Origin of the sequence: Amycolatopsis coloradensis, assembly GCF_037997115.1 — a bacterium.
GTDB lineage: Bacteria > Actinomycetota > Actinomycetes > Mycobacteriales > Pseudonocardiaceae > Amycolatopsis > Amycolatopsis coloradensis_A.
The window spans coordinates 3474256-3495977 of the sequence record NZ_CP150484.1 but is presented as its reverse complement, the minus strand read 5'-3'; the positions used below and the strand labels follow the sequence as shown (position 1 = coordinate 3495977).

Genomic DNA, 21722 nt, shown 5'->3' with positions numbered 1-21722 from the left:
CATGACCCTCCTCGCCTCCCGCGACGAAGCCGATCGAACCGCTCACCCCGCCCGGGACAAACCGGCAGATCCGCGCTGGGTCCGCCCTTCCGTGGCCGCGCTTCTGCTCGCGACCGCCGTCCTGTATCTCTGGAACCTCGGGGAATCCGGCTGGGCCAACGCCTTCTATTCCGCGGCCGCGCAGGCCGGGTCGGCGAACTGGAAGGCGTTGTTCTTCGGTTCCAGCGACGCCGCGAACGCGATCACGGTCGACAAAACACCGGCCGCGTTGTGGGTGATGAGCCTTTCCGCGCGCCTGTTCGGCGTCGATTCCTGGAGCGTCCTGGTGCCGCAGGCGTTGATGGGCGTCGGTTCGGTGGCGTTGCTGTTCGCCGCGGTGCGCCGGACTTCCGGTCCCGCGGCGGGTCTGCTGGCGGGTACCGTCCTCGCGCTCACCCCGGCCGCCGCGCTGATGTTCCGGTTCAACAATCCCGACGCGCTGCTCGTGCTGCTCTTGACCGCGGGCGCCTACTGCGTCGTCCGCGCGCTGGAGAAGGCGAGCCCGCGCTGGCTGGCGCTGGCCGGGGTCGCCGTCGGTTTCGGCTTCCTCGCCAAGATGCTGCAGGCGTTCCTGGTGCTGCCCGCGTTCGCGCTCGCCTACCTGATCGCCGCGCCGGCGCCGGTGGGCCGCCGCCTGCTGCACCTGCTCGGCGCTTTGAGTTCAACCCTCTTGTCAACCGGCTGGTACCTCGCCGTCGTCGCGCTGTGGCCCGCCGCCGACCGGCCGTACATCGGCGGCTCGCAGGAGAACAGCCTGTGGGAACTGGCTTTCGGCTACAACGGGCTCGGTCGCATCACCGGCGACGAGGTCGGCAGTGTCGGCGGAAACCCCAACGGCGGCTGGGGCGGCACGGGCTGGGACCGGTTGTTCGGCAGCGAGATGGCGGGCGGGATCGCGTGGCTGCTTCCGGCCGCCGTCGTCGCGCTGGCCGCCGGGCTGTGGTTCACCCGCCGCGCGCCACGCACCGATCGCGGGCGTGCGGCGCTGATCGTCTGGGGTGGCTGGTTCCTGGTGACCGCCGTGGTGTTCAGCTACATGGGCGGAATCATCCACGCGTACTACACGATCGCGCTCGCGCCTGCCGTCGCCGCTCTCGTCGGGATCGCGAGCACCCAGTTGTGGCGCGCGCGAGGGAATCCGGCCGCCGCGGGCACCCTGAGCGCCGGGATCGGCTTGACCGCGTTGACGGCGTACCTCCTGCTGTCACGGCGATCCGAGTGGCTTCCCGGGCTGTCGATCGCGATTCTCGTGTCCGGTCTCCTGTGCGCTCTTCTGGTGTTCTTCGCCTCGCGATTGCCCGACGTGGCAAGGCGACTGGTCGCCGTCGGCGCTCTGGTCACCGTTCTCGCGGGCACCGGCGCGTACACCGTCGCGACGGCCGCCATCCCGCACTCCGGCGCTCTTCCCTCCGCAGGGCCGGACACGGGCGGGGGTATGCGGATGGGCGGCGCCGGCGGACTGCTCGGGACGAGCCTGCCCGGAGACGACCTCGCCGCCCTGATCCGGCAAGACAGTGCGAAGTACACCTGGGCGGTGGCGACCGTGGGCTCCAACAACGCGGCGGGCTATCAGCTCGGCAGCGGCGCGCCGGTGATGGCCGTCGGCGGGTTCAACGGCACGGATCCGGCTCCGACACTGGAACAGTTCCAGCAATACGTCCGAAGTGGACGGATCCACTACTTCCTCGGCGAAGGCATGATGATGCGCGGGGAGACCGGCAGCGACGCCGCCGAGCGGATCGCCGCCTGGGTCGCGGACACCTACCCACCGACCACTGTGGACGGTGTCACCGTCTACGACCTGAGCCGGTGAATCCCTTGACAGGACACAGCGACCGCACAGCTCGGGCACAAGGCGACCTCAGCGCGATGACCGAGATTGACACCATGACAACCGCGATCCTCTCCGGCGCCGACTCCGGCCGCCGCCCCGCCATCGCCCCGGACGGCTCCCCCGTCCTCGACGTCGTCATCCCCGTCTACAACGAGGAGAGCGACCTCGAACCGTGTGTCCGGCGGCTGCGCGCGCATCTCGTGGAACAGTTCCCGTACCCGTTCCGGATCACCGTCGCGGACAACGCCAGCACCGACGGCACCCTGCGGGCCGCCGAACGGCTGAGCCGCGAATTCGACGACGTCGAAGTCCGTCACCTGGAAGAAAAAGGCCGCGGCCGCGCGCTGCGCTCGGTCTGGTCCACTTCGGACGCTCCGGTACTCGCCTACATGGACGTCGACCTCTCGACCGATCTGGCCGCACTCGGACCGCTCGTCGCGCCGCTGCTGTCCGGCCACTCCGACCTCGCCATCGGCAGCAGGCTCGCCCGCGGCGCGCGGGTGGTGCGCGGGCCGAAGCGGGAGTTCATTTCCCGCTGCTACAACCTGATCCTGCGCGGCACACTGGCGGCGAGGTTCAGCGACGCGCAGTGCGGTTTCAAGGCCATCCGCGCCGACGTCGCCGAGCGGCTCCTCCCCCACATCCAGGACACCGGCTGGTTCTTCGACACCGAACTGCTCGTACTGGCGCAGAAGGCCGGGCTGCGGATCCACGAGGTCCCGGTCGACTGGGTGGACAATCCGGACTCGTCGGTGAACATCATCGCCACCGCGACCGCCGATCTCAAAGGGATCGCACGGCTGACCAAGGCGACGATGACCGGGCAGATCCCGATCAGCGGCCTTCGCGAGCAGCTGGGCCGCGCGCCGATCCAGGTGCGGGCGCCGGGCGTGGCACCCAGCCTGGTGCGGCAACTGGTGCGGTTCGCCGCCGTCGGCGTCGCCAGCACCATCGCCTATCTCGTGCTGTTCCTGCTGCTGCGGACGTTCACCGGCGCGCAGGCCGCGAACCTCGTCGCGCTGCTGGTGACGGCGATCGGCAACACAGCGCTCAACCGGCGCCTGACCTTCGGCATCCGCGGCCGGGAAGGCGCCGGGCTGCACCAGTTCCAGGGCCTCATCGTGTTCGGCCTCGGGCTCGCGCTCACCAGTGGTGCGCTGGCGCTGCTGCACACGATGACGGCTCCCGGCCTGCCGCTCGAGATCACCGCGCTCGTGCTCGCGAACCTCGCGGCCACCGTCCTGCGCTTCCTGCTGCTGCGCGGCTGGGTGTTCCGCCGCCGCCCCGCCACCGAGATGGAGAGCTGACCCCATGACCACCGCACTCGCTTCCCGGGTGGAACCCGGCCACGCCGGGGAAAACGCCACGAAGCCGCCTGAACGATGGGTCCGGCCCGCCGTCTTCGGGCTGCTCGCCGCCACCGCACTGCTGTACTTCTGGAACCTGACCGCCTCCGGCTACGGCAACTCGTTCTACGCCGCGGCGGTGCAGTCCGGCACGCAGGACTGGAAAGCCTGGCTGTTCGGCTCACTCGACGCCGGGAACGTGCTCACCGTCGACAAGCCGCCGGCCGCGCTCTGGGTGACGACGGCGTTCGCCCGGCTCTTCGGTTTCTCCAGTTTCACCGTGCTGGCCCCGCAAGCGCTGATGGGAGTCGCCTCCGTCGGCCTGCTGTACCTGACGGTGAAGCGGACCTCCGGACCCGTCGCCGGCCTGTTCGCCGGGGCGGCGTTCGCCGTCACTCCGGTCGCCGCGCTCATGTTCAAGTTCAACAACCCCGACGCGCTGCTGACGCTGCTGCTGATCGCCGGCGGGTACTGCACGATCCGCGCGACCGAAAAGGCGAGCCCGCGCTGGCTGGCCTTCGCCGGCGTCGCCATCGGGTTCGGCTTCCTGACCAAGATGATGCAGGCGTTCCTGGTGCTGCCCGCGTTCGGCCTCGCCTACCTCATCGCGGCGCCGACCACGCTGGGCAAACGCCTGCTGCACCTGCTCGGCGCGGTGATCGCGGTGGTCGTCTCCGCCGGGTGGTTCATCGCGCTGGTCGATCTGTGGCCGACCGAGTCCCGGCCGTACATCGGGGGTTCGGACGGCGACAGCCTGCTCGAACTGGCCTTGGGCTACAACGGTCTCGGCCGGATCTTCGGCATGGGCGGCGGCGTGATGGTCGGCGGCCCGAGCGGGGGCGCAGGCGGCGGGAACGTCGGCTTCGGCGGAGAGAGCGGCCTGACCCGGATGTTCGGCGCGAGCTTCGGCGGCGAGGTGTCGTGGCTGCTGCCCGCCGCGCTCATCGGGCTGGTCGCGGGGCTGTGGTTCACCCGGCGGGCCGCCGTCGCCGACCGGACGAGGGCCGCGCTGATCCTGTGGGGCGGCTGGATGCTCGTCACCTCGCTGGTGTTCAGCTTCATGAGCGGCATCGTGCACCCGTACTACGCCGTCGCGCTGGCGCCGTCGATCGCCGCCGTGGCGGCGATCTCCGGGGCCTCCCTGTGGCGCGGCCGGGCGTATCTCGCGCCGCGGGTGTTCCTGTCGCTGATGATCGCGGCCAGCGCCGTCTGGGCGTACATCCTCCTGGACCGCAACGCCGACTGGCTGCCCGCGCTGCGCTGGATCATCGCCGGGTTCGGCCTGCTGACCGCGACCATCGTGCTGGTGGGTCTCCCGCCCGCGCGCCGGCTCGTCGCCGTCGTCGCGACGGCCGCCGTGCTGACCGTCGGCCTCGGCACCACCGCGTTCGGCGTCGAAACCGCTTCGCAGGCGCACTCCGGCTCGATCCCGATCTCCGGCCCGGTCACCGGTGGCGAGCGCGGAATGGGCATGGGCATGGAAGAGGGGTCCTCGGCGGAGATCGGGGCCGTTCTCGCCGCCACCACGACGAAATGGGCGGCCGCGACGTCGAGTTCGCAATCCGCGGCGAACCTCGAACTCGCGAGCGGGAAGTCGGTGATCGGCATCGGCGGCTGGAGCGGCGGGGATCCGGCTCCGACACTGGCGGAATTCCAGCAGTACGTGGCGAACGGTGACATCACCTACTACGTCGAAGGCGGCCGGGGCGGTGGCCCCGGTGGCGGCTCGAACGAGATCTCCGCATGGGTCGCCGAGAACTTCACCGCCACCACGATCGGCGAGCAGACGGTGTACCACCTGCTTTCCTGAAAATGCGTCGACAAAGGTTGGGGCGCACGGGAATCCTGGACGGCGTGAATCGGCCGTACCGCTGGGATCTCGTGCGCCCCGACCAGCTCGGGACGCTACTGGAGCGCGCCGGAAAGCCGACGCTGTGGTTTCTGGACGAGCTGATCGAATGCGCCGCGAAGGTGATCGCCCGCGCCGGTGACGCGGATCTGTACTTCGTCGGGCGCTCCGCGGACAGCGTGCACGACCTGCTGAGCGGAACCCCTTGGCGGGAAAGGATCCACCAGTTGCCGCTGTCGTTCGCGGGCACCTGGGACGGCCTGTCGGAGTCTGATGTGGACACTCTTCGCGGATATCTCGCCTCGGCGGGCCTGAGTCCGCACGACCTGGCGCGCGGACGGCCGAAGGTGTTCGTCGATCTCGTCTACACAGGACAGACGTTCACCGGGCTCTACGGACTGCTGCGAAAGTGGATCGACGACGAACGCGAGGCCTGGAGCATCATCCGCGGACGGCTCCGGTTCCTCGGGATCACCATCCGCGAGGACACGAGCCCGTCGGCCTTCCGCTGGCAGCAGCAGTTCACCTGGCCCGCCGACCTGCCCGCGCACGCCGTGCGGAACATCTCGCTCGACGAGCCGGTCTGGCTCTACTTCGGGAACACCCAGCCCAAGCTCACCGCGTCGTTCCCGCGGCCGCGCTGGTCGGACGAGAACGGCCGCGCGCCGGAGCATTCGGAAAAGCGGCTGCGGGGGCTGGCCGAGGCGGTCGCGATCGTCGAGGCGGGGCGCTCGAAGGCGGGGCGGGACCTGCTGGTGCGGCATCTGCGGAAGGAACCGGCGATGGCGGAGAGCTGGCTGCGGACGCTGGTCACCCGCCTGCGCTGACCGCGGCCGACAGCCGCCCGACACCGAACCCTCAGGTCGTCCACAGGAAACAGGCGGATCCTGGAAGTGGGCAGGGAATCACCCTGGGGTGAGGAGAAGACCATGAGGGAGCTTCCACACTGGCACACGGCGAGCGCGCAGGGGCCGCGCGAGCACAACGCGGACGCCGTCGCGGCGTACGCGGCCCCTGGCGGCAGGGGGATGGTGTTCGCGCTGGCCGATGGAGTCGGAGATCACCCGAACGCGGCACGCGCGGCCCGGACGGCGGCCTCAGCGGCGGCAAGGACACCGGTCGATCAGGGGGCGGCCGGGGCCGTTCTCGCAGCTCAGCGAGCCGTGCTCGCCCTCGGCGACACCGGTGACTGCGTCCTCGTCGTGGCCGTGCGGACCGCCGAGGGGTATGGCATCGCGTGGGTCGGGGACGCACGGGCGTACGCTTGGGACGGTTACACCGTGCGGCAGGTGACGAAGGACCATACGCTCGCGCAGTACTTCCGCGACCACGGACAACCCGTGACACCGCGGATGGAACACGTCGTCACCACCAGCGTCCGCACGGCCGGTGCGCACGAGATCGGCACGGCCACCGTCACGACCGGCGGGCTTCTGCTCACCAGCGACGGTGTGCACAAGACGCTCAGCGGCCCGACCATGCTCGACATCCTCGGGATGCCGGACAGGGCGGCCACCGAGCTGGTGCGGACGGCGATCTCGCTCGGTGGTTCCGACAACGCCACCGCGCTCGTGGTGGATCCGCCCGGCGCGGAGGTCACCACGGAAAAGTTTCGCGTCGCGGCCTGAACCGGGCGGTCANCGCATCGCTTGCGCCGCCCGGCGGACCGGTGTGTCGGCGGGCAGGGCGACGCGATCCCGTTTGAGCTGCCGGTACTCGCGCAGGACCAGCACGACGATCACCACGTCGAGGGCGGCGAAGAACGGAAGCGCGAGTGAGTGCGTGTGGATCGCGCGGAAGATCTCGTAGACCACGAACGCCGAGAGCACCACGGCGGCGACGGGGTACGCCCGCATCACCTTCTTCGCCAGCGCCCAGACCAGGCCGAGTTTGATGAGCCCGTGCGCCACGAGGTACGCGACGGCGAACGTCCGGCCCTCGGCGAAGTGACCGGCGGCGAGTTCGAGGTGCCGGGCCAGCGTCCCTTCGGGGTCGCCGAGCAGATCCCGGGTGACGACGGCGTGCGCGAAACCGGAGATGACCGACGCCGGCACGATCAGCAGGATCAGCCCGCCCACCAGCTGTAACGCGCCGTCGAGCCCCTTCAGGGTGATGGCGATCCGGAACAGCTTCTCGGTGCTCATGGGCGCTCCCTCCGCGACCACCTCACCCTGCCGCACCCCGCCGCCGCGCGCAGCCGCCGTCACCGGAACAGGCGGTCCCGGCAGGTCGGGCACCGCTCGTGGCGGGCGGTCCGCCCGGAGAGGTCCCTGCCGTAGAAGGGGAAGCACGGCGCACCGCAGAGGGCGAGATAGATCCGCCCGCAGCGCAGCGGCCGCTCGCCGACCTGGTGGGCCACGACCAGCGCCCGGTGGTGCGCGCCCGCTTCGGGCAGCCAGCCGTTCTCGGGCAGCATCGCGAGCACGTCGGCGTTGACGTCGTCCGAGCGGCGGAGCAGTGCCGTACCCAGTTCGGTGAGCCGTTCCCCGAGATCACGGAGGACGTCGGCGCGCGGCACGTCCTCCTCGACCATCCGGGTGACGAAGCTGATGTCGGTGCTCAAGGAGCCGTGGAGGTCCCGGAGCCGGTCGAGCAGGCGGTGATCCATGCCCTTCCATTGAGGCGTTGCGCCCGGGCAAGGAAAGACTCAGGAGGCGTAGGTGACATGGCCGTCCATGACCGTGGCGGTGATCGGGATGTCGCGCAGGCCCGCCGGCGACAGCCGCGCCGGATCCACCGCGGTGACGACCAGGTCCGCCACGTCCCCGACGGCCACCCCGGTCCGGCCACCTGACGACGCCGCGAGCGCGGCCTCCAGCGGCATGGCCTGCTCGGGATGCCACGGCGGACGCTCGTCGTCGGTGCGGCTGACCGCCGACGCGATCGCGTCCCACGGGTCCAGCGGCGCGACCGGCGCGTCCGAGCCGAACTCCAGCGTCACCCCGGAGCGATGCAACGCGCCGTAGGGGAAGGCCCGATCGGTCCAGCCGTGCCAGTGCCGGTCGGCGACGTCGCGGTCGTCCGGCTGATGGGCGGGCTGCACACTCGCCACCACTCCCAGCTCGGCGAAACGCGCGACGTCCTCGGCGCGCAGCAGTTGCGCGTGCTCGATACGGCCCGCGCGGCCGACCTTCGCGAAGGCGTCGAGCGCGATCTTGTTGGCGTGGTCGCCGATCGCGTGCACCGCGAGTGAAAGGCCGTGCTCGGATGCCTTGCGCATCAACGGTTCCAGCTCCTCGGGCGGCAGTTCGAGCAGTCCGTGGGACTCGGTTCCGGCGTAGTGCCCCACGCAGTAGGCGGTGCGCGTGTTCAGCGAACCGTCGACGAACAGCTTGAACGGGCCGACCGTGAGCAGTCCGCCGCTGTCCTCCAGGACGTCCCCGGACCGGTGGCCGCGTTCGATGGCGGTGTCGAGCAGGTACTTCGCGATCACGCAGGAAACCCGGACCGGCAGGGGTTTCCGTGCCAGCCGTCGCCGCCAGTCGGTGACCGTGTCGGCGTATTCGTAGTCGACGATCCTGGTGACACCGCGGGCGGCCGCCGCGTCGAGGGCGTCGGCCACCCAGCCGTCGATGACGTCCTCGGGAGCGATCGGGAGTTCGGCCGTCGCGCTCATGCAATCGTTCTCCAGCAGCACCCCGGTCGGATGCTCGCGGCCGATGAGCTTCAGCGCGGCCGGGCTGAGCCACAACGTGTGGAGGTCGGCGCTGAACAGCGCGACCGGATGCCCTGGCAAGGCCTTCCGCAGCAGATCCTTGTGCGGGGCGTCTGGCCAGAGACCGTCGCGGAACCCGGCCCCGAGCACGAGCTCGCCGGGCGGCGCGGGATGCGCCAGCAGATGGGCGAGCACGAGATCGACCGCGTGCGCCGCGGAGGTCGCCTCCCCCAGCGGGATCCGGCGGCGCGCGGCCGACCACTGGGCGGTGTGCACATGCGCGTCGACCAGACCGGGCAGCAGGGTGCCGCCGTGCCCGTCCAGGATCTCCGACGCCTCACCCGCCTGCCCCGGGCCCGCGATGGCCGCGATCCGGCCGCCCTCGATCCGCACGTCCGACAGGGAACCCGCCAAGCCGACCCGGACCCGGCGCAACAGAAGATCGTCCACGCCCTCACCTTGCCAGCCCGCCCGCGTTTAGTCCTCTGAACGCGGTGGTTCGCGATGCCAACTACCGCATTCAGAGGACGAAACGCGAGGGATCAGGAGCGGGCGAAGGTGAGCTTTCCGAGCGCGGCGACCAAAGGCGCGAGTTCGGGGAGTTCTTCGGCGGCGGCGAGCGCCTCGGTGAGGACGGTGTCGTGCGTCGGCCGTGCGGCCGCGAGCAGCTCCTGCCCCGCCGGAGTGACCTCCGTGTAGATCCCCCGCCGGTCGTCCGGGCACAGGTACCGCTGTAGCAGCCCCCGGCCCTCCAGCCGCGACACCAGCCGGGTCGTCGCCGACTGGCTGAGCACGACGGCGTTCGACAGCTGGTTCATCCGCAGGTGGAAACCGTCCTGACGGGCGAGCACGTCCAGCACGGTGTACTCGCTGACGGACAGCGAGTGCTCCTGCGCCAGCGCGCGCTCCAGCGCGTCCTCGATCCGCGCGTGCAGTGCGGCCAGGGTCCGCCAGCCCTGCGCGCGCGCCTCCACGGCGTCGTCGGCCAGTGACACGGTTCACCTCTTCCCCGGTTGCCCGAGCTTCGTTGCGTCATGCATCATCAAGCGTGTGCAATATACGGCGCGTGCAACTATTTCGGACGCCCGTAGTTGCCAACGCCAGACAACACCACTCTACGGGAAGAAGTGAGCCTCCAATGCCTGCCGCTCTGCTCGCACTGGCGATCAGTGCCTTCGGTATCGGCACCACCGAGTTCGTGATCATGGGCCTGCTGCCCGAGGTCGCGGGCGACTTCGGCGTGTCCATCCCCTCCGCCGGGCTGCTGATCTCCGGATACGCGCTGGGCGTCGTGGTCGGCGCCCCGCTGCTGACCGCGCTCGCGTCGCGGGTGCCGCGCAAGACGGTGCTGGTCGGCCTGATGGTCCTGTTCATCGCCGGCAACGTCGTTTCCGCGCTGGCCCCCACCTACGGCCTGCTGATGACCGGCCGCGTGGTCGCCGCGCTTTCGCACGGCGCGTTCTTCGGTGTCGGCGCCGTCGTCGCCGCCTCACTGGTCGCGCCGAACAAGCAGGCCGGCGCCATCGCGATGATGTTCACCGGGCTGACCGTCGCCAATGTCCTCGGCGTTCCCGCCGGGACCGCGCTCGGCCAGGCACTGGGCTGGCGTTCGACGTTCTGGGCGGTCAGCGCGCTCGGCGTGATCGGCCTGATCGGGATCCTCGCGCTGGTCCCCGTGCAGGCGACGACGAAGAGCGCCGGACTGCGCAGCGAACTGGCCGTGTTCCGGCGTCCGCAGGTGTGGCTCGCGCTGGCGATGACCGCGCTCGGCTTCGCCGGGGTGTTCGCGTCCTTCACCTACATCGCCCCGATGATGACCGAGGTCGCCGGCTTCTCCCCCGGCGCGGTGACCTGGCTGCTGGTGCTGTTCGGCGGTGGCCTGTTCGTCGGCAACCTGCTCGGCGGCAAGGCGGCCGACCGGTCGCTGATGCCCAGCCTGTATGTCATCCTCGCCGTGCTCGCGGCCGTACTGGTCGTGTTCGTCTTCACCGCGCACTCCCAGCTCCCCGCCGCGATCACCATCGCGGTCTTCGGCGCCGCCGGTTTCGCGACCGTCGCGCCGCTGCAGGCCCGCGTCATGAACAAGGCCGAAGGCGCGCCCGCGCTGGCTTCGGCGGCCAACATCGCCGCGTTCAACCTCGGCAACGCCGGAGGCGCGTGGCTCGGCGGCAAGGCCATCGACGCCGGTCTCGGCTACACCGCGCCCAACTGGATCGGCGCCGCGCTCGCGCTCGCCGGACTGCTGGTCGCGGTCATCTCGGGCATGCTCGACCACGGGCGGCGAAAGGCTCGTCGCGCCGAACTGGCCCCCGCCGCCTGAACCGGAAACACCCACGAAAGGAACGCAAGTGACCGACATTCCCACCGTCGAGCTCAACAACGGGGTGGAGATGCCGCAGCTCGGGTTCGGCGTCTTCCAGGTGCCGGACGAGGAGACCACCGCCGCGGTCAAGGCCGCGCTGGACGCGGGCTACCGCAGCATCGACACCGCCGCCATCTACGGCAACGAAGCGGGCGTCGGCAAGGCGCTCGCCGAGTCCGGGATCGCCCGCGACGAGCTGTTCATCACCACCAAACTGTGGAACAGCGAACAGGGCTACGACGCCACGCTGAAGGCGTTCGACGCCAGCATGGCCAAGCTGGGCCTCGAACAGCTGGACCTCTACCTCATCCACTGGCCGACACCGGAGCGCGATCTCTACCGCGACACGTGGAAGGCCTTCGAGAAGCTCCACGCCGACGGCCGGGTGCGCGCGATCGGCGTGTCCAACTTCCAGCCCGCGCACCTCGAACGGCTTCTCGACGCCGGCTCGGTGACCCCGGCGGTCAACCAGGTCGAGGTGCACCCGTACCTGCAGCAGGCCGCGGTGCGCGAATTCGACGCGCGGCACGGCATCGCGACCGAGGCGTGGAGCCCGCTGGCCAAGGGCGGCGACCTGCTCGGCGAGGGCGCGATCACCGCGCTGGCTTCGAAGCACGGCCGCACGCCGGCGCAGATCGTCCTGCGGTGGCACCTGCAGCTCGGCAACGTCGTCATCCCGAAGTCCGTGACCCCGTCGCGGATCAAGGAGAACCTCGACGTCTTCGGGTTCACGCTGTCGGAGGAGGACATCGCTTCGCTGTCCGTACTGGACCGCGGTGAGCGGACCGGGCCGGATCCCGACACCTTCAACGTCGCCTGAGTGCGGTCCGCTGTCCGTGAAGGCCTCCTTCCCTACCTTCAGGGTAGGGAAGGAGGCCTTNCGCTCTTCCGATCTACCTTCAGGGTAGGGAAGGAGGCCTTCACGGACTTCCCAGGTCGGGGGCGTAGCTCTTTGTTCCGGCACGGAGCCGCTGTGTATCCGGTTACTATTCGGCCGCACAGACGGCACTTGTGCGAAAAGAGGTAACCGGACGATGCAGGCCCGAGGACGCGCCGTCCTCGCGACACTTCTGCTCGTGGCGTTCCCAGTGGTGGTCGTCGCGGTGGGTGTCGCCAGTGTGCTGGCGGGCCTGCGGATCCAGGGCAAGATCGGCACCTACGTCATGCTCGGCGGGCTCGCGATCATGATCGCGCTCGGCTTCGGGCTGGTGAGCGCGCTGCGGGCGCGGCGTCCCCCGATCGAGGGGCCGCGGCTGGACCGCGACGCGCATCCCGCGCTGTGGGAGATGATCGACGACCTCGCCGCCCAGGTGAAGACGCGTCCGCCGGACGAGATCGTGCTGATCGGCGAGATCAACGCCGCGGTCAGCGAGGACGCCCGGTTCCTCGGTCTGCGGCCGGGACGCCGCACGATGCTGATCGGACTGCCGCTGCTGGCCGCGCTGAGCGTGAGCGAACTGCGCGCGGTGCTCGCGCACGAACTCGGCCACTACAGCGGCGGCCACACCCGGCTGCTCGCGCTGACCTACCGCGGCACCCAGACGCTCGCCTTCACCGTCGACAGGCTGGACGGTGGTCCCGCCAGGGCCCTGCTCTCCGCCTACTCGAAGCTGTACCTCCTGGTCGCGCGGTCGGCGAACCGGCGGCAGGAACTGCAGGCCGACGAGGCTTCCGTGCTCGCGGCGGGCAGCCGGACGGCGGCCGCGGCGCTGCGGAAGGTCGCGACGCTGAGCCCGCTGTGGAAGGACTACTCCGAGCGCTATCTCTCGCTCGGCGCGGCGGCGCGGCGTACTCCCGCCGTGTTGCTGGGGTTCCGGTCGTACCTCAACCACCCCGCCCAGCGGGACTGGGTGACCGAGTACGCCGACGACATCATCGACGGCGAAGAGCTGTCGAAGTACGACAGCCATCCGCCCACGAAGCGGCGGATCGCCGCGCTGGCGGGCGTGCCGGACAACCCGGTGAAGCCGGACGCGCGGCCGGGCTGGTCGCTCCTGGGCGCGCCGAAGATCGACGTGCCCGAGGCGGAACTGGAGGTGCTGGTCCGCGACGTGGGACCGCGCGCGGACTGGGACGAGGTCGTCAAACGCGCGGGCCGCGCGTCGGTGGCGGAGGGCGCGCGAATGCTGACCTCGGCCGGGATCGAGAGCAGGCTGGCGCCGCGCGGCACGATCGGCGAGGTCGTGCGGGTGCTGCGCGACGGAGACGCCGACGCGCTCGCCAAACCCCTGCGGGCACCGTCCCGCGAGGAGGGTCTCGAACTGCTCACCGAACTGTTCGCCGACACCGTCACCGCCGCGATGATCGACAACGGCGTCGCCGCGCACCGCCTGAACTGGGGCGGCGGCTGGGAACTGTGCCTCGGCGACGGCGAGCCGTTCGACGTCGCCGAACTGGTCGGCCCGGCGGTGCGGAGCCCGCGCGCGGTCGACGAACTGGTCCACAACCTGCAACTGCTGAGCGTGCCTGCCGGGTACTTCTGCAAGCACGAACCCCAGCCCGAGCCGGATCCCGCCGAAGCACGGATGCTCGGGATGTTCACCGCGCTCAAGGCCAAGCGGAAGCTCTACGACCTGATCGTCTGCGACACCGAAATGGTGCTGCTGCCGATGGCCCGTTCGGTGCTGATCCGCCGCGGCCTCGCCGGCCTGATCGGGGCGCGCGGCGTGTCGGACCGCAAGCGGATCCGGAAGCTGCGCGAGCGCGGCCTCGACGATCTGCGCGCCGAACCGGGCGCCCGGCGGATCCCGTTCCCGGACATCGTCGCGGGCGGTTTCCCCCGCCGGAAGCTCACCGCGTACCTGACGCTGGAGTTGTCCGACGGCGAGACGCTGGAACTGGCCTTCACCGGCAACACCGAGGACTTCGGGACCGCCCACGACGAACTGACGGCGTTCTTCGGCTCACTGGGACTGGCGCGTTCTTGACTGTCCACAAGGGACACCATTCGAGATCTCGGCGCCCGATTTGACCACTTTGCGTAACCTCATGTGTCGCGAGTGGCGATTCGGGTCAGAACACGAATCGCCACTCACGACCCCAGGCAGAACCGCACATACAGACATCAAACGGACATCAGGTGACCCCGAAGCGTCCTTTATGGACACAAGGCGCTGCCGACTCCCATCGACCATGCCGCGAAGGCCTCATTACCACCCGAAGTCGGCGCGCCGAGCCGCCGCATGAGTTACCTGACGGCCCGGCCGTCCCGAATCGCCTAAGGCTTGATCCCCACACCGCCGAGGCTCAGGTGGTTCAGCTCGGTCAGCGGGGCGAGCCGCGGGCCCTCCGGCCACCATTCGTGCAGGTGGACGACGCCCGGCTCGAGGATCTCCAGCCCGTCGAACAGTGACTCGATCTCGTCGCGGCCGCGGTGCACGGTGCGGTGCCCGGTGCTCGCCATGAGGTCGTCGAGCTTCCGGGCGAGCGCGCCGCGTGCGCCCTCGCCCGGGGTGAAGTCGTGGGTGATCAGCACGTAGGAGCCCGGCGCGATCGCGTCGACGTAGGCGCGGACGACGGCCCGCGCCTCGCCGAGGTCTTCGATGTGGTGCAGCACCGAGTTCAGGATCACCGCGATCGGGCGGTCGAACTCGAGGTGCTGGGCGACCACCGGATCGGCGAGGGTCTGCTCCGGATCGGCCAGATCCGCGCCGCTCACGTGTACGAGGAGGTCCTCCAGCAGCGCCAGCCCGTGCGCCTGGACGACCGGGTCGTGGTCGACGTACACGACCAGCGCGTCCGGGTTGTACCGCTGCGCCGCCTGATGCGTGTTCTCCGAGGTGGGCAGGCCGGAGCCCAGGTCGAGGAACTGGTCGATACCGCGGGCGCCGGCGAGGAAGCGGACCACCCGGTTCGCCCAGGAGCGGAACTCCTTGGCCATCGCCGCGGCGTCGGGGGCGATGGCGAGCAGGTCCTCGACCGCCCGCCTGTCGACCTCGTAGTGGTCGTGCCCGCCGAGAAGGACGTCCTTCATCCGGGCGAGGTTGGGCTTGCTGTAGTCGAGGGGAAGCGGGCGCCTCGGCACAGACCGGACCTCGTCCGAAGTCATGGACACGTTCCACCCTTCAGCCGCGCACGGGCCACGCGAACGCGCCCACGGCTCCCCTCGACATCGACGGACCGTACACAGATTACGACATGGCGTGCATCCAAGTGAACCTCACCAAGGGCCTTGCCTACCTGCGGCGATCACCCGAAGACGAGCTCACGCCACGTGACACCGCCATCGGTGGTGCGGTACACCGCGGACCCGCCTTCGGCGTCGGGAAGGCCGTCCACGACCACGCCGACCCGCTCGTCCGGGAAGTCCAGGTCGTTGAGGCAGACGCCGCGGCCGCTGAGCACGGTCGTCGTCCAGGTCGATCCGCCGTCGACGGTGCTGTGCAGGAATCCGGTGCCGCCGCCTTCCGCCGCGACGGTCGCCGCCGAGGGCGAAGCGGCGCTGAAGCTCTGGTTGATCCCGAGGGTGGGCGCCTGCCCCGTCCCGGTGAAGTACCCGCCGAGCTTCGGCGCCCGCCACAGCCGCCGGACGGTCGCCCCCGGCTGCGGCGTCCCCGGCCCCCCGCTGCACAGCGCCAGCACCTGTCCCCGCCGGACTCCGCTCAGCGAAGCCGAATTGTCCGCCGGGCAAGGCGCCGGCGCGGCCACGAAGGACAGGCCGTCCGACGACGTCCAGTACTTCTGGACACGGTAGTCCGCCCCCATCGAAACCTGGATCCCGCCGCTGGTGGCGATGTCGCCGTAGGTCGAGGAACCGGTCACGGTGAATCCCGGGACCGGCAGGAGCAGCCGCGTGCCGGAGATCCCGGCGTACAGCGTCGTCGTCGACGGGGTGCCGAATCCGGTGACCATCGCGAACACCCGCGGACCCGCTTCGGCGATCTTCGAAATATAGAAGGGTTCCCCGACCCCTGCGAGGCGGACCTCGGACCATTTGGCGCCACCATCGTGGCTGGCGAGCAGCCGGGTGCCGTCGGAGAGGAACGCGTCGCGCTCGTCGACCACCGTGAGTTTGACCTGATTGTGGTTGTCCGGCAGGGAGATCGGCGGTTCACCGACGCGACGCCACCGCTTCCCGCCGTCGGTGGTCGACAGCAGGGACGCGCACCATCCGGGTTTCCCGCACGGCGAGAACCCGAGGACGAAGCCGTGCCGCGGCCCCGTCCAGCTCGTCGAGGCGGGAGCGAAACCCTTGGGCACCAGCGCATCGGCGGCGGCGGGCGGGGTGAAGACGGCCAGGGCGGTCAGTGCGGTGGCGGCGAGCGCGGCCCACCGGTTCGGCTTCATGACCACGGGACGTCCGGCACCCGCCCGGGTTGCCCGCCGTTCGGGGTGAACCCGCAGATCATCTCCGGTACGCTCGCAAACCTTGTTTCGCCCGGGGCCGGACCGGGTATACGGCGTTCGGCCGGTGAGACGGAGGTAGCACCGATGGACGACGCGGGTGCGCGTGCTGGTGGTGATGAGGAAGAAGACCCCGGGACCACTCAGCGCCGGTTCAGCCTGAACGTCCACGACCCGGACCATTTGCCGCGCAAACTCGCCGGCCGGTACGAGGTCGGGGAGCTGCTCGGCCGCGGCGCGACCGCGCGTGTGTTCCGCGCCTGGGACCTGCGCGAAGGGCGCGAAGTCGCGCTGAAATTGTTCCACGCGGACACTATGGCCAGGGACGAGCGCCGCCGGGAGCAGGAGATCCAGACCCTCAGCGCGGTCCGGCACCCGGGGCTCGTCCCGCTGTACGACGCGGGCTCCGACGACGGCTACACCTACCTCACGATGCGCCTGGTCGAAGGCCAGAACCTCGCCCAGCGCCTGCGGTCCGGCCCGCTCCCCCAGGACGAGGTCGTCGAGCTGGCCGCCCGGCTGACCGACGCGCTCGCGCATGTCCACGCGCACGGCATCACCCACCGTGATCTGAAACCGGCGAACATCCTGATCGCCGACGACGGCCCGTTGATCGGCGACTTCGGAGTGGCGCACGCCTTCGACGCGACCAGGGTGACCGAGACCGGCGGCGTCGTCGGAACGGCGGCGTACATGGCGCCCGAACAGGTCCGCGGCGAGAACGTCGGCCCGCCCGCCGACATCTATTCGCTCGGCCTCGTCCTGCTCGAATGCCTGTCCGGGGAGCGGGAGTACACCGGGACGCCGGTCGAGGCCGCGGTCGGGCGGCTGCACCGCCCGCCCCGGATCCCCGGCGGACTGTCGGCGACCATGACTACCTTGTTGCGCGGAATGACCGCACGGAAGCCGTCGCAGCGGCCGACGGCCGCGGCCATCTCGCGGATCCTGCTGGAGGATTCCACCGGGACGAAGGTGGTCCGGCTCGCGCCCGCGACCCGTAAGCGGGCGGCCGTGGTCGCCGCCGTCAGCGCGCCCGCCGCCGCGATCACCCTCGGCGTCATGCTGGCGCTCAACCAGACCGGGGTGCCCGCGCCTGCCCAGCCGAACGGAATGGTCCCCCCTACGGTGACCGGATCGTCCGGCCCGGCGGCAGGCCGGGGACCGCAGTCCTCGGAGGCCGTCGAGGTGCCCACCCGCGGCCCGAAGGCGAGCAACGGCACGGTCGTGGTCACCGAAGCCGTCCCGGCTTCCGCGAAGCCGACCGGCACCACCGGAAGCACCGGCGCCACCCCGGCACCGGACGGCACGACCGCTTCGAGCGACCGGCCCAGCACGTCGACGAAACCGAGCAAGAGCCGGCCTGCGCCTCCGACGAAGAGCAGCAGGCCCGGGCCCCCCGGCTGAGCGACCGCGCAGCAGAGTGTCCACTGTGGACGATGATGGGAGACGGCGATGACCTACATCAACGACCCGCGAGAGCCGCAGGAAGAGATCGTCGAACAGACACCCGCCAGGATCCGCGTCGTGCGTGTCGTCAACGCCGTCGTCCACGCGGTGTGCTGGATCTTCGCGCTGGTGCTGATCGTGCACATCCTGCTGGTGTTCGGCGAAGCCAACCCGGGGAACGGGTTCGCGCAGCTGATCGATCAGTGGTCGCGCGCTGTCTCGCTCGGCCTGCGGAACCTGTTCACCCCGGAAGGCCTCAAACTGCGCACCCTGTTCAACGACGGTCTCGCCGCGTTGCTGTGGCTGATCATCGGCGGCGTGGTGACCGACCTCGTCTCGCGGATCGGCCTCCCCGGCCCGAAGCGGGTCTGGTACCGGCGATCGCTCAGTTGAGCGAGCCCGGCTTCCCCTCCGGGGCGTCACCCGCCTGGGCCTGCTCGGCCTGGGCGTCGGTGACCTCCGGGGCGGCCGTGGTCTCCGCGGGCCGCGGGCGTTCCGGCTCGTGCTCGGTCTCGAAATGCTCACGACACCAACGGCCGTAGCGTCTGGCATGCACGGTCATCGCGGCACCTCCTTCTCCACCACCCACGATCCCTCAGATCTGTGACGTGCGCCACTCGTTTATCCGGCGAACGCGGTGACGATCGCGGCGCAGAACGCGGGCAGGTCGTCCGGATTGCGGCTCGACGTGAGGTTGCCGTCGATGACGACCTCCTGGTCGACGACGGTGCCGCCGGCGTTGCGGATATCGGTGCGCACGCTGGGGTACGACGTGAGCGTGCGGCCGCGGACGACGTCGGCCTCGACCAGCGTCCACGGCCCGTGACAGATCACGCCGACGGGTTTGCCGCTGGTCACGAACTCGCGCACGAAGCGGACCGCGTTCTCGTCCGCGCGCAGATTGTCCGGATTCATCGTGCCGCCCGGCAGCACTAGCGCGTCGAAGTCGTCGACCGTGACGTCCTTGACGACGCGATCCACGGTGAACTTGTCCGCCTTGTCGATGTCGCCGTTCATGGCCTGGATCTCGCCGGGCTCCAGCGAGACGACTTCCGCCGTCGCCCCGGCATCGGTGACCGCCTTGCGCGGCTCGACCAGCTCGACCTGTTCCACGCCGTCCGCGGCGAGGATGGCCACGCGGCGTCCGTTCAGCGATGTCGCCATCGGGTTCCCTCCTGAGGTCGTCGTCGCTCTCGGACTACCCCGGACCGCGACCGCCGAACCATGGGTATGAACTCCCGCCGCGGCGGGTATCAGCCCCCATGCGACTTCGGCGAGCGGACCTGGGGTCCCCCGGTATCCGGAGGCGGCGCAGAGGTCGTGGTTTCGGCTACCTGACCCCGGACGGCGAGCCGCTGAAGGACAGGGAAACGATCGAGCGGATCGACCGGCTGGCGATCCCGCCCGCGTGGCGGCGCGTGTGGATCTCCCCGCACGAGAACGCCCACATCCAGGCGGTCGGCATCGACGACGCCGGGCGGAAGCAGTACCTCTACCACCCCGAATGGCGACGGGCCCGGGACGAGGAGAAACACGAGCGCGTCCTCGCGCTGGCACGAAAGCTGCCCAAGCTGCGCGAAGTGGTCCGGGAGGATCTCGACTCGCGCGGCCTGAGACGGGAACGCGTGCTCGCCGGCGCCCTGCGCATGATCGATCTCGGGGTCTTCCGTACCGGCGGCGAAAGCTACGCCGACGAGCACGGCACCCACGGGGTGGCGACGTTGCTGTGCGAACACGTCGAACTCCGCGGCGAATGCCTGGTGTGCGACTACCCCGCGAAGCACGGCATCCAGCGGAAGGTCCGGCTGCGGGACGAGGCACTGGCACGGCTGGTCCGCTCCCTCCGGCGGGTGCGGGGCGGCGACGTGCGCCTGCTCGCCTATCGCAACGGTGACGGCTGGCACGAGGTGAAGGCCGACGACATCAACGACCGGCTCCGGGAAATCGTCGGCGACGGCTTCACCGCCAAGGATCTGCGCACCTGGAACGCCACCGTCCTGGCCGCGTCGGCTTTCGCGGACACGGAAAAACCCTCCAGCGAACGAGGATTGAAGCGGGTCGAGAAGGCCGTGATGACGGAAGTCGCCGAAGGGCTCGGGAATACGCCCGCCGTGGCGCGGCGGTCCTATGTGGACCCACGGGTGATCGAGGCGTACCGGCGGGATCGGACCGTCGAACGCGCGGTACGGCGAGCCGCGAAGGCGGCCAGTCCCGACGAAGCCCGCGACATCGTGGAGCGGGCGGTGGTGCGGCTACTGAACGGGTCGTGAGGCTTCGATGGCGAGGACGGCGATGTCGTCGTGCGCCCCGCTGCCGAGCCATTCCCGCACCGCGGAACGGATCCGGGCGACGACCTCGCGGCCGGACAGCCCCTGGCACCCGGACAGCAGGTCACGCAGCCGTTCGTCCCCGAACAGGTCCGACGGCCGCTCGTGGTGCCGCGCTTCGGTGATCCCGTCGGTGTAGAGCAGGCAGACGTCGCCCTCGGCCAGTCGGATGGCCGTCTCGGCGAACCGGGCCTGCGGCGAGATCCCGACCAGCGTGCCGGGCAGAGTGATCTCGTCGACCCCGCCGCGGCGGCGCACCACCAGCGGCGCGGGATGCCCGCCGGAGGCCAAGGTGACGCCGAGACCGTCTTCGCCCGCCAGCACCGAACCGAGCACCAACGTGGCGAACCGGCCGCTGCCGCCGGTGATGAGCAGGGAGTTCAGCAGGCTCAGCAACGTCGTGTTGTCGTGCTCGACGAGGTCGAGCGCGGCGAGGGTCTGCCGGACCCGGCCGGTGAGCGCGGCCGCCTCGGCACCCTTGCCGCAGACGTCGCCGAGGACGAACATCGCGCTGCCGTCCTCGCGCGGCAGGACGTCGTAGAAATCACCGCCGACGTCGAGCAGCCCGCTCGACGGCTCGTACCAGACGTCGAACTTGACGCCGTGCACATCCGGCGGCGGTGTCGGGCGCAGCGTGGTCTCCAGACCGCGCGTGGCCTCTTCCTGGCGGGCGTAGCGGTGCGCGTTCGCCAGCGCCGTCCCGGCGGCGCGGGCGAACTCGGTCACCGCTCGCGGGTGGTCCTCGCCGAACGCGGGCGCGCCGCGCCTGCCGAGCACCACCGCGCCGGTGACCCCGGATCCGCCGTCGAATCCCAGCGAGACCACGGTCACCGACGAATGGACGGCGAGCCGTTCCGCGACGACCGCGGGCAAGGTCGCGATCTCCTCCTCCGGGACCGCCTTGGCTTCGAGTTCGTCCGTGGAGGCGAAAGTGCCGGCGAGCACCGGCGCCAGCTGGGCGGGGACGCGCCTGATCCGGCCGTGCCCGTGGGTGGTGCGGTGATCGCAGCTCCACCACTCCCACCGGCCGCGAGTGGTCGGCAGCAGCACGAAGACACAGTCGGCGAGTTCGGCCGCGGCGACCTCGGCGATCACCTTCGCCGTCCCGTGCCTGCCCCGCGCGGAGGCGAGCCTGGGCGCCGAGGCGGCGAGGAAACCGTCCACGCGCGGGCCGTCGGCCGCGACCGCGGAGGTCACCGTCCACGCGTGCCAGCCGCCGGGCAACGTCCGGATCCGCGCGGGGAACCGGCGGCCGGTGTGCTCGACATGCCCGACGTCGGGGCCTTCGGCGGTGAGCACCGGGCGGCCGCCGCCGAACAGCTCACGGGCGGCGGGATTCGACCAGCGCAGCGCGCCGCCGACGTCCTGCACGAGCACCGCGTCACGGACGTCTTCGAGCAGCTCGCGCCAGAACCGCCCGGATTCGGGCAGGGCTCCCTCACTCGTCGGGGGCGACGACTCCGAGGGGAGCGACGTCGAGGCCGGGGCGGGCCGTGACACCATTCCCGGACCTCCTCCTGC

The 21722-nt window shown here is 70.6% G+C and carries 20 protein-coding genes; 11 read left to right on the top strand and 9 right to left on the bottom strand.

Annotated elements, in window-relative coordinates; genetic code table 11:
• Position 1: 1 nt before the first annotated feature.
• From LCL61_RS16730 to LCL61_RS16710, 5 genes are all read left to right on the top strand, one after another.
• Positions 2-1852 (top strand): ArnT family glycosyltransferase, encoded by a 1851-nt coding sequence (locus LCL61_RS16730; protein ID WP_340687662.1) that lies wholly within the window; start codon positions 2-4, stop codon positions 1850-1852.
• Positions 1853-1926: 74 nt separating this feature from the next.
• The gene (locus tag LCL61_RS16725; protein WP_340687661.1) at positions 1927-3180 is read left to right on the top strand and encodes a bifunctional glycosyltransferase family 2/GtrA family protein; all 1254 of its coding nucleotides are present in this window, start codon (positions 1927-1929) and stop codon (positions 3178-3180) included.
• 4 nt (positions 3181-3184) lie between these two features.
• A complete protein-coding gene (locus LCL61_RS16720; RefSeq protein WP_340687660.1) occupies positions 3185-5029 on the top strand; it encodes a glycosyltransferase family 39 protein in 1845 nt (614 codons plus the stop codon).
• 44 nt (positions 5030-5073) lie between these two features.
• Entirely contained in the window at positions 5074-5895 is an 822-nt protein-coding gene (locus LCL61_RS16715) for a hypothetical protein (RefSeq protein ID WP_340687659.1), read from the top strand.
• Positions 5896-5997: 102 nt separating this feature from the next.
• On the top strand, positions 5998-6696 hold the full coding sequence (locus LCL61_RS16710; RefSeq protein WP_340687658.1) for a serine/threonine protein phosphatase: 699 nt from the start codon (positions 5998-6000) through the stop codon (positions 6694-6696).
• Positions 6697-6705: 9 nt separating this feature from the next.
• Here LCL61_RS16710 and LCL61_RS16705 read toward each other — a convergent pair whose 3' ends face one another.
• From LCL61_RS16705 to LCL61_RS16690, 4 genes are all read right to left on the bottom strand, one after another.
• Positions 6706-7212 (bottom strand): DUF2127 domain-containing protein, encoded by a 507-nt coding sequence (locus tag LCL61_RS16705; protein WP_340687657.1) that lies wholly within the window; start codon positions 7210-7212, stop codon positions 6706-6708.
• A gap of 59 nt (positions 7213-7271) precedes the next feature.
• Positions 7272-7676, bottom strand: a complete 405-nt coding sequence (locus LCL61_RS16700) for a hypothetical protein (RefSeq protein ID WP_340687656.1) — start codon at positions 7674-7676, stop codon at positions 7272-7274.
• A 39-nt stretch (positions 7677-7715) separates the two neighbouring features.
• Positions 7716-9173 carry an amidohydrolase gene (locus tag LCL61_RS16695; RefSeq protein WP_340687655.1) on the bottom strand — a complete coding sequence of 486 codons (1458 nt, stop codon included), beginning with the start codon at positions 9171-9173 and terminating at the stop codon, positions 7716-7718.
• Between the two features lie 92 nt (positions 9174-9265).
• Entirely contained in the window at positions 9266-9718 is a 453-nt protein-coding gene (locus tag LCL61_RS16690; protein WP_340687654.1) for a MarR family winged helix-turn-helix transcriptional regulator, read from the bottom strand.
• A gap of 143 nt (positions 9719-9861) precedes the next feature.
• Here LCL61_RS16690 and LCL61_RS16685 point away from each other — a divergent pair, with 143 nt between their 5' ends.
• The 3 genes from LCL61_RS16685 (at position 9862) to LCL61_RS16675 (ending at position 14012) form a co-directional block, all read left to right on the top strand.
• The gene (locus LCL61_RS16685; RefSeq protein WP_340687653.1) at positions 9862-11043 is read left to right on the top strand and encodes an MFS transporter; all 1182 of its coding nucleotides are present in this window, start codon (positions 9862-9864) and stop codon (positions 11041-11043) included.
• Positions 11044-11071: 28 nt separating this feature from the next.
• Positions 11072-11905 (top strand): aldo/keto reductase, encoded by an 834-nt coding sequence (locus LCL61_RS16680; protein WP_340687652.1) that lies wholly within the window; start codon positions 11072-11074, stop codon positions 11903-11905.
• 256 nt (positions 11906-12161) lie between these two features.
• Positions 12162-14012 carry a M48 family metalloprotease gene (locus LCL61_RS16675; protein ID WP_340687651.1) on the top strand — a complete coding sequence of 617 codons (1851 nt, stop codon included), beginning with the start codon at positions 12162-12164 and terminating at the stop codon, positions 14010-14012.
• 290 nt (positions 14013-14302) lie between these two features.
• On the opposite strand, the gene LCL61_RS16670 is transcribed toward LCL61_RS16675, so the two are convergent.
• Positions 14303-15133, bottom strand: a complete 831-nt coding sequence (locus tag LCL61_RS16670; RefSeq protein ID WP_340687650.1) for an SAM-dependent methyltransferase — start codon at positions 15131-15133, stop codon at positions 14303-14305.
• 140 nt (positions 15134-15273) lie between these two features.
• Positions 15274-16371: a hypothetical protein gene (locus tag LCL61_RS16665; RefSeq protein WP_340687649.1), complete on the bottom strand. Its 1098-nt coding sequence runs from the start codon at positions 16369-16371 to the stop codon at positions 15274-15276.
• A 144-nt stretch (positions 16372-16515) separates the two neighbouring features.
• Between LCL61_RS16665 and LCL61_RS16660 the strand changes: the two genes are divergently transcribed.
• The gene (locus LCL61_RS16660) at positions 16516-17832 is read left to right on the top strand and encodes a serine/threonine-protein kinase (RefSeq protein ID WP_340687648.1); all 1317 of its coding nucleotides are present in this window, start codon (positions 16516-16518) and stop codon (positions 17830-17832) included.
• A gap of 48 nt (positions 17833-17880) precedes the next feature.
• Positions 17881-18267: a hypothetical protein gene (locus tag LCL61_RS16655; protein ID WP_340687647.1), complete on the top strand. Its 387-nt coding sequence runs from the start codon at positions 17881-17883 to the stop codon at positions 18265-18267.
• Here the strand turns inward: LCL61_RS16655 and LCL61_RS16650 are convergent.
• Together LCL61_RS16650 and LCL61_RS16645 are read right to left on the bottom strand one after the other, a co-directional pair.
• Positions 18260-18436: a hypothetical protein gene (locus LCL61_RS16650; protein WP_340687646.1), complete on the bottom strand. Its 177-nt coding sequence runs from the start codon at positions 18434-18436 to the stop codon at positions 18260-18262. The two genes, LCL61_RS16655 and LCL61_RS16650, sit on opposite strands and share 8 nt — an antisense overlap.
• Positions 18437-18495: 59 nt before the next feature.
• A complete protein-coding gene (locus LCL61_RS16645; RefSeq protein WP_340687645.1) occupies positions 18496-19038 on the bottom strand; it encodes a type 1 glutamine amidotransferase domain-containing protein in 543 nt (180 codons plus the stop codon).
• A 98-nt stretch (positions 19039-19136) separates the two neighbouring features.
• Between LCL61_RS16645 and LCL61_RS16640 the strand changes: the two genes are divergently transcribed.
• Positions 19137-20144 carry a DNA topoisomerase IB gene (locus LCL61_RS16640; RefSeq protein WP_340687644.1) on the top strand — a complete coding sequence of 336 codons (1008 nt, stop codon included), beginning with the start codon at positions 19137-19139 and terminating at the stop codon, positions 20142-20144.
• Here the strand turns inward: LCL61_RS16640 and LCL61_RS16635 are convergent.
• Entirely contained in the window at positions 20127-21704 is a 1578-nt protein-coding gene (locus tag LCL61_RS16635) for a SpoIIE family protein phosphatase (RefSeq protein WP_340687643.1), read from the bottom strand. The two genes, LCL61_RS16640 and LCL61_RS16635, sit on opposite strands and share 18 nt — an antisense overlap.
• Positions 21705-21722 lie beyond the last annotated feature (18 nt).

Bases quoted from the DNA above. Each gene is read 5' to 3' on its own strand.
- LCL61_RS16730 (WP_340687662.1), top strand. From the start codon at position 2: ATGACCCTCCTCGCCTCCCGCGACGAAGCCGATCGAACCGCTCACCCC.
- LCL61_RS16725 (WP_340687661.1), top strand. From the start codon at position 1,927: ATGACAACCGCGATCCTCTCCGGCGCCGACTCCGGCCGCCGCCCCGCC.
- LCL61_RS16720 (WP_340687660.1), top strand. From the start codon at position 3,185: ATGACCACCGCACTCGCTTCCCGGGTGGAACCCGGCCACGCCGGGGAA.
- LCL61_RS16710 (WP_340687658.1), top strand. From the start codon at position 5,998: ATGAGGGAGCTTCCACACTGGCACACGGCGAGCGCGCAGGGGCCGCGC.
- LCL61_RS16700 (WP_340687656.1), bottom strand. From the start codon at position 7,676: ATGGATCACCGCCTGCTCGACCGGCTCCGGGACCTCCACGGCTCCTTG.
- LCL61_RS16685 (WP_340687653.1), top strand. From the start codon at position 9,862: ATGCCTGCCGCTCTGCTCGCACTGGCGATCAGTGCCTTCGGTATCGGC.
- LCL61_RS16670 (WP_340687650.1), bottom strand. From the start codon at position 15,133: ATGACTTCGGACGAGGTCCGGTCTGTGCCGAGGCGCCCGCTTCCCCTC.
- LCL61_RS16665 (WP_340687649.1), bottom strand. From the start codon at position 16,371: ATGAAGCCGAACCGGTGGGCCGCGCTCGCCGCCACCGCACTGACCGCC.
- LCL61_RS16660 (WP_340687648.1), top strand. From the start codon at position 16,516: ATGGACGACGCGGGTGCGCGTGCTGGTGGTGATGAGGAAGAAGACCCC.
- LCL61_RS16655 (WP_340687647.1), top strand. From the start codon at position 17,881: ATGACCTACATCAACGACCCGCGAGAGCCGCAGGAAGAGATCGTCGAA.
- LCL61_RS16650 (WP_340687646.1), bottom strand. From the start codon at position 18,436: ATGACCGTGCATGCCAGACGCTACGGCCGTTGGTGTCGTGAGCATTTC.
- LCL61_RS16645 (WP_340687645.1), bottom strand. From the start codon at position 19,038: ATGGCGACATCGCTGAACGGACGCCGCGTGGCCATCCTCGCCGCGGAC.
- LCL61_RS16640 (WP_340687644.1), top strand. From the start codon at position 19,137: ATGCGACTTCGGCGAGCGGACCTGGGGTCCCCCGGTATCCGGAGGCGG.
- LCL61_RS16635 (WP_340687643.1), bottom strand. From the start codon at position 21,704: ATGGTGTCACGGCCCGCCCCGGCCTCGACGTCGCTCCCCTCGGAGTCG.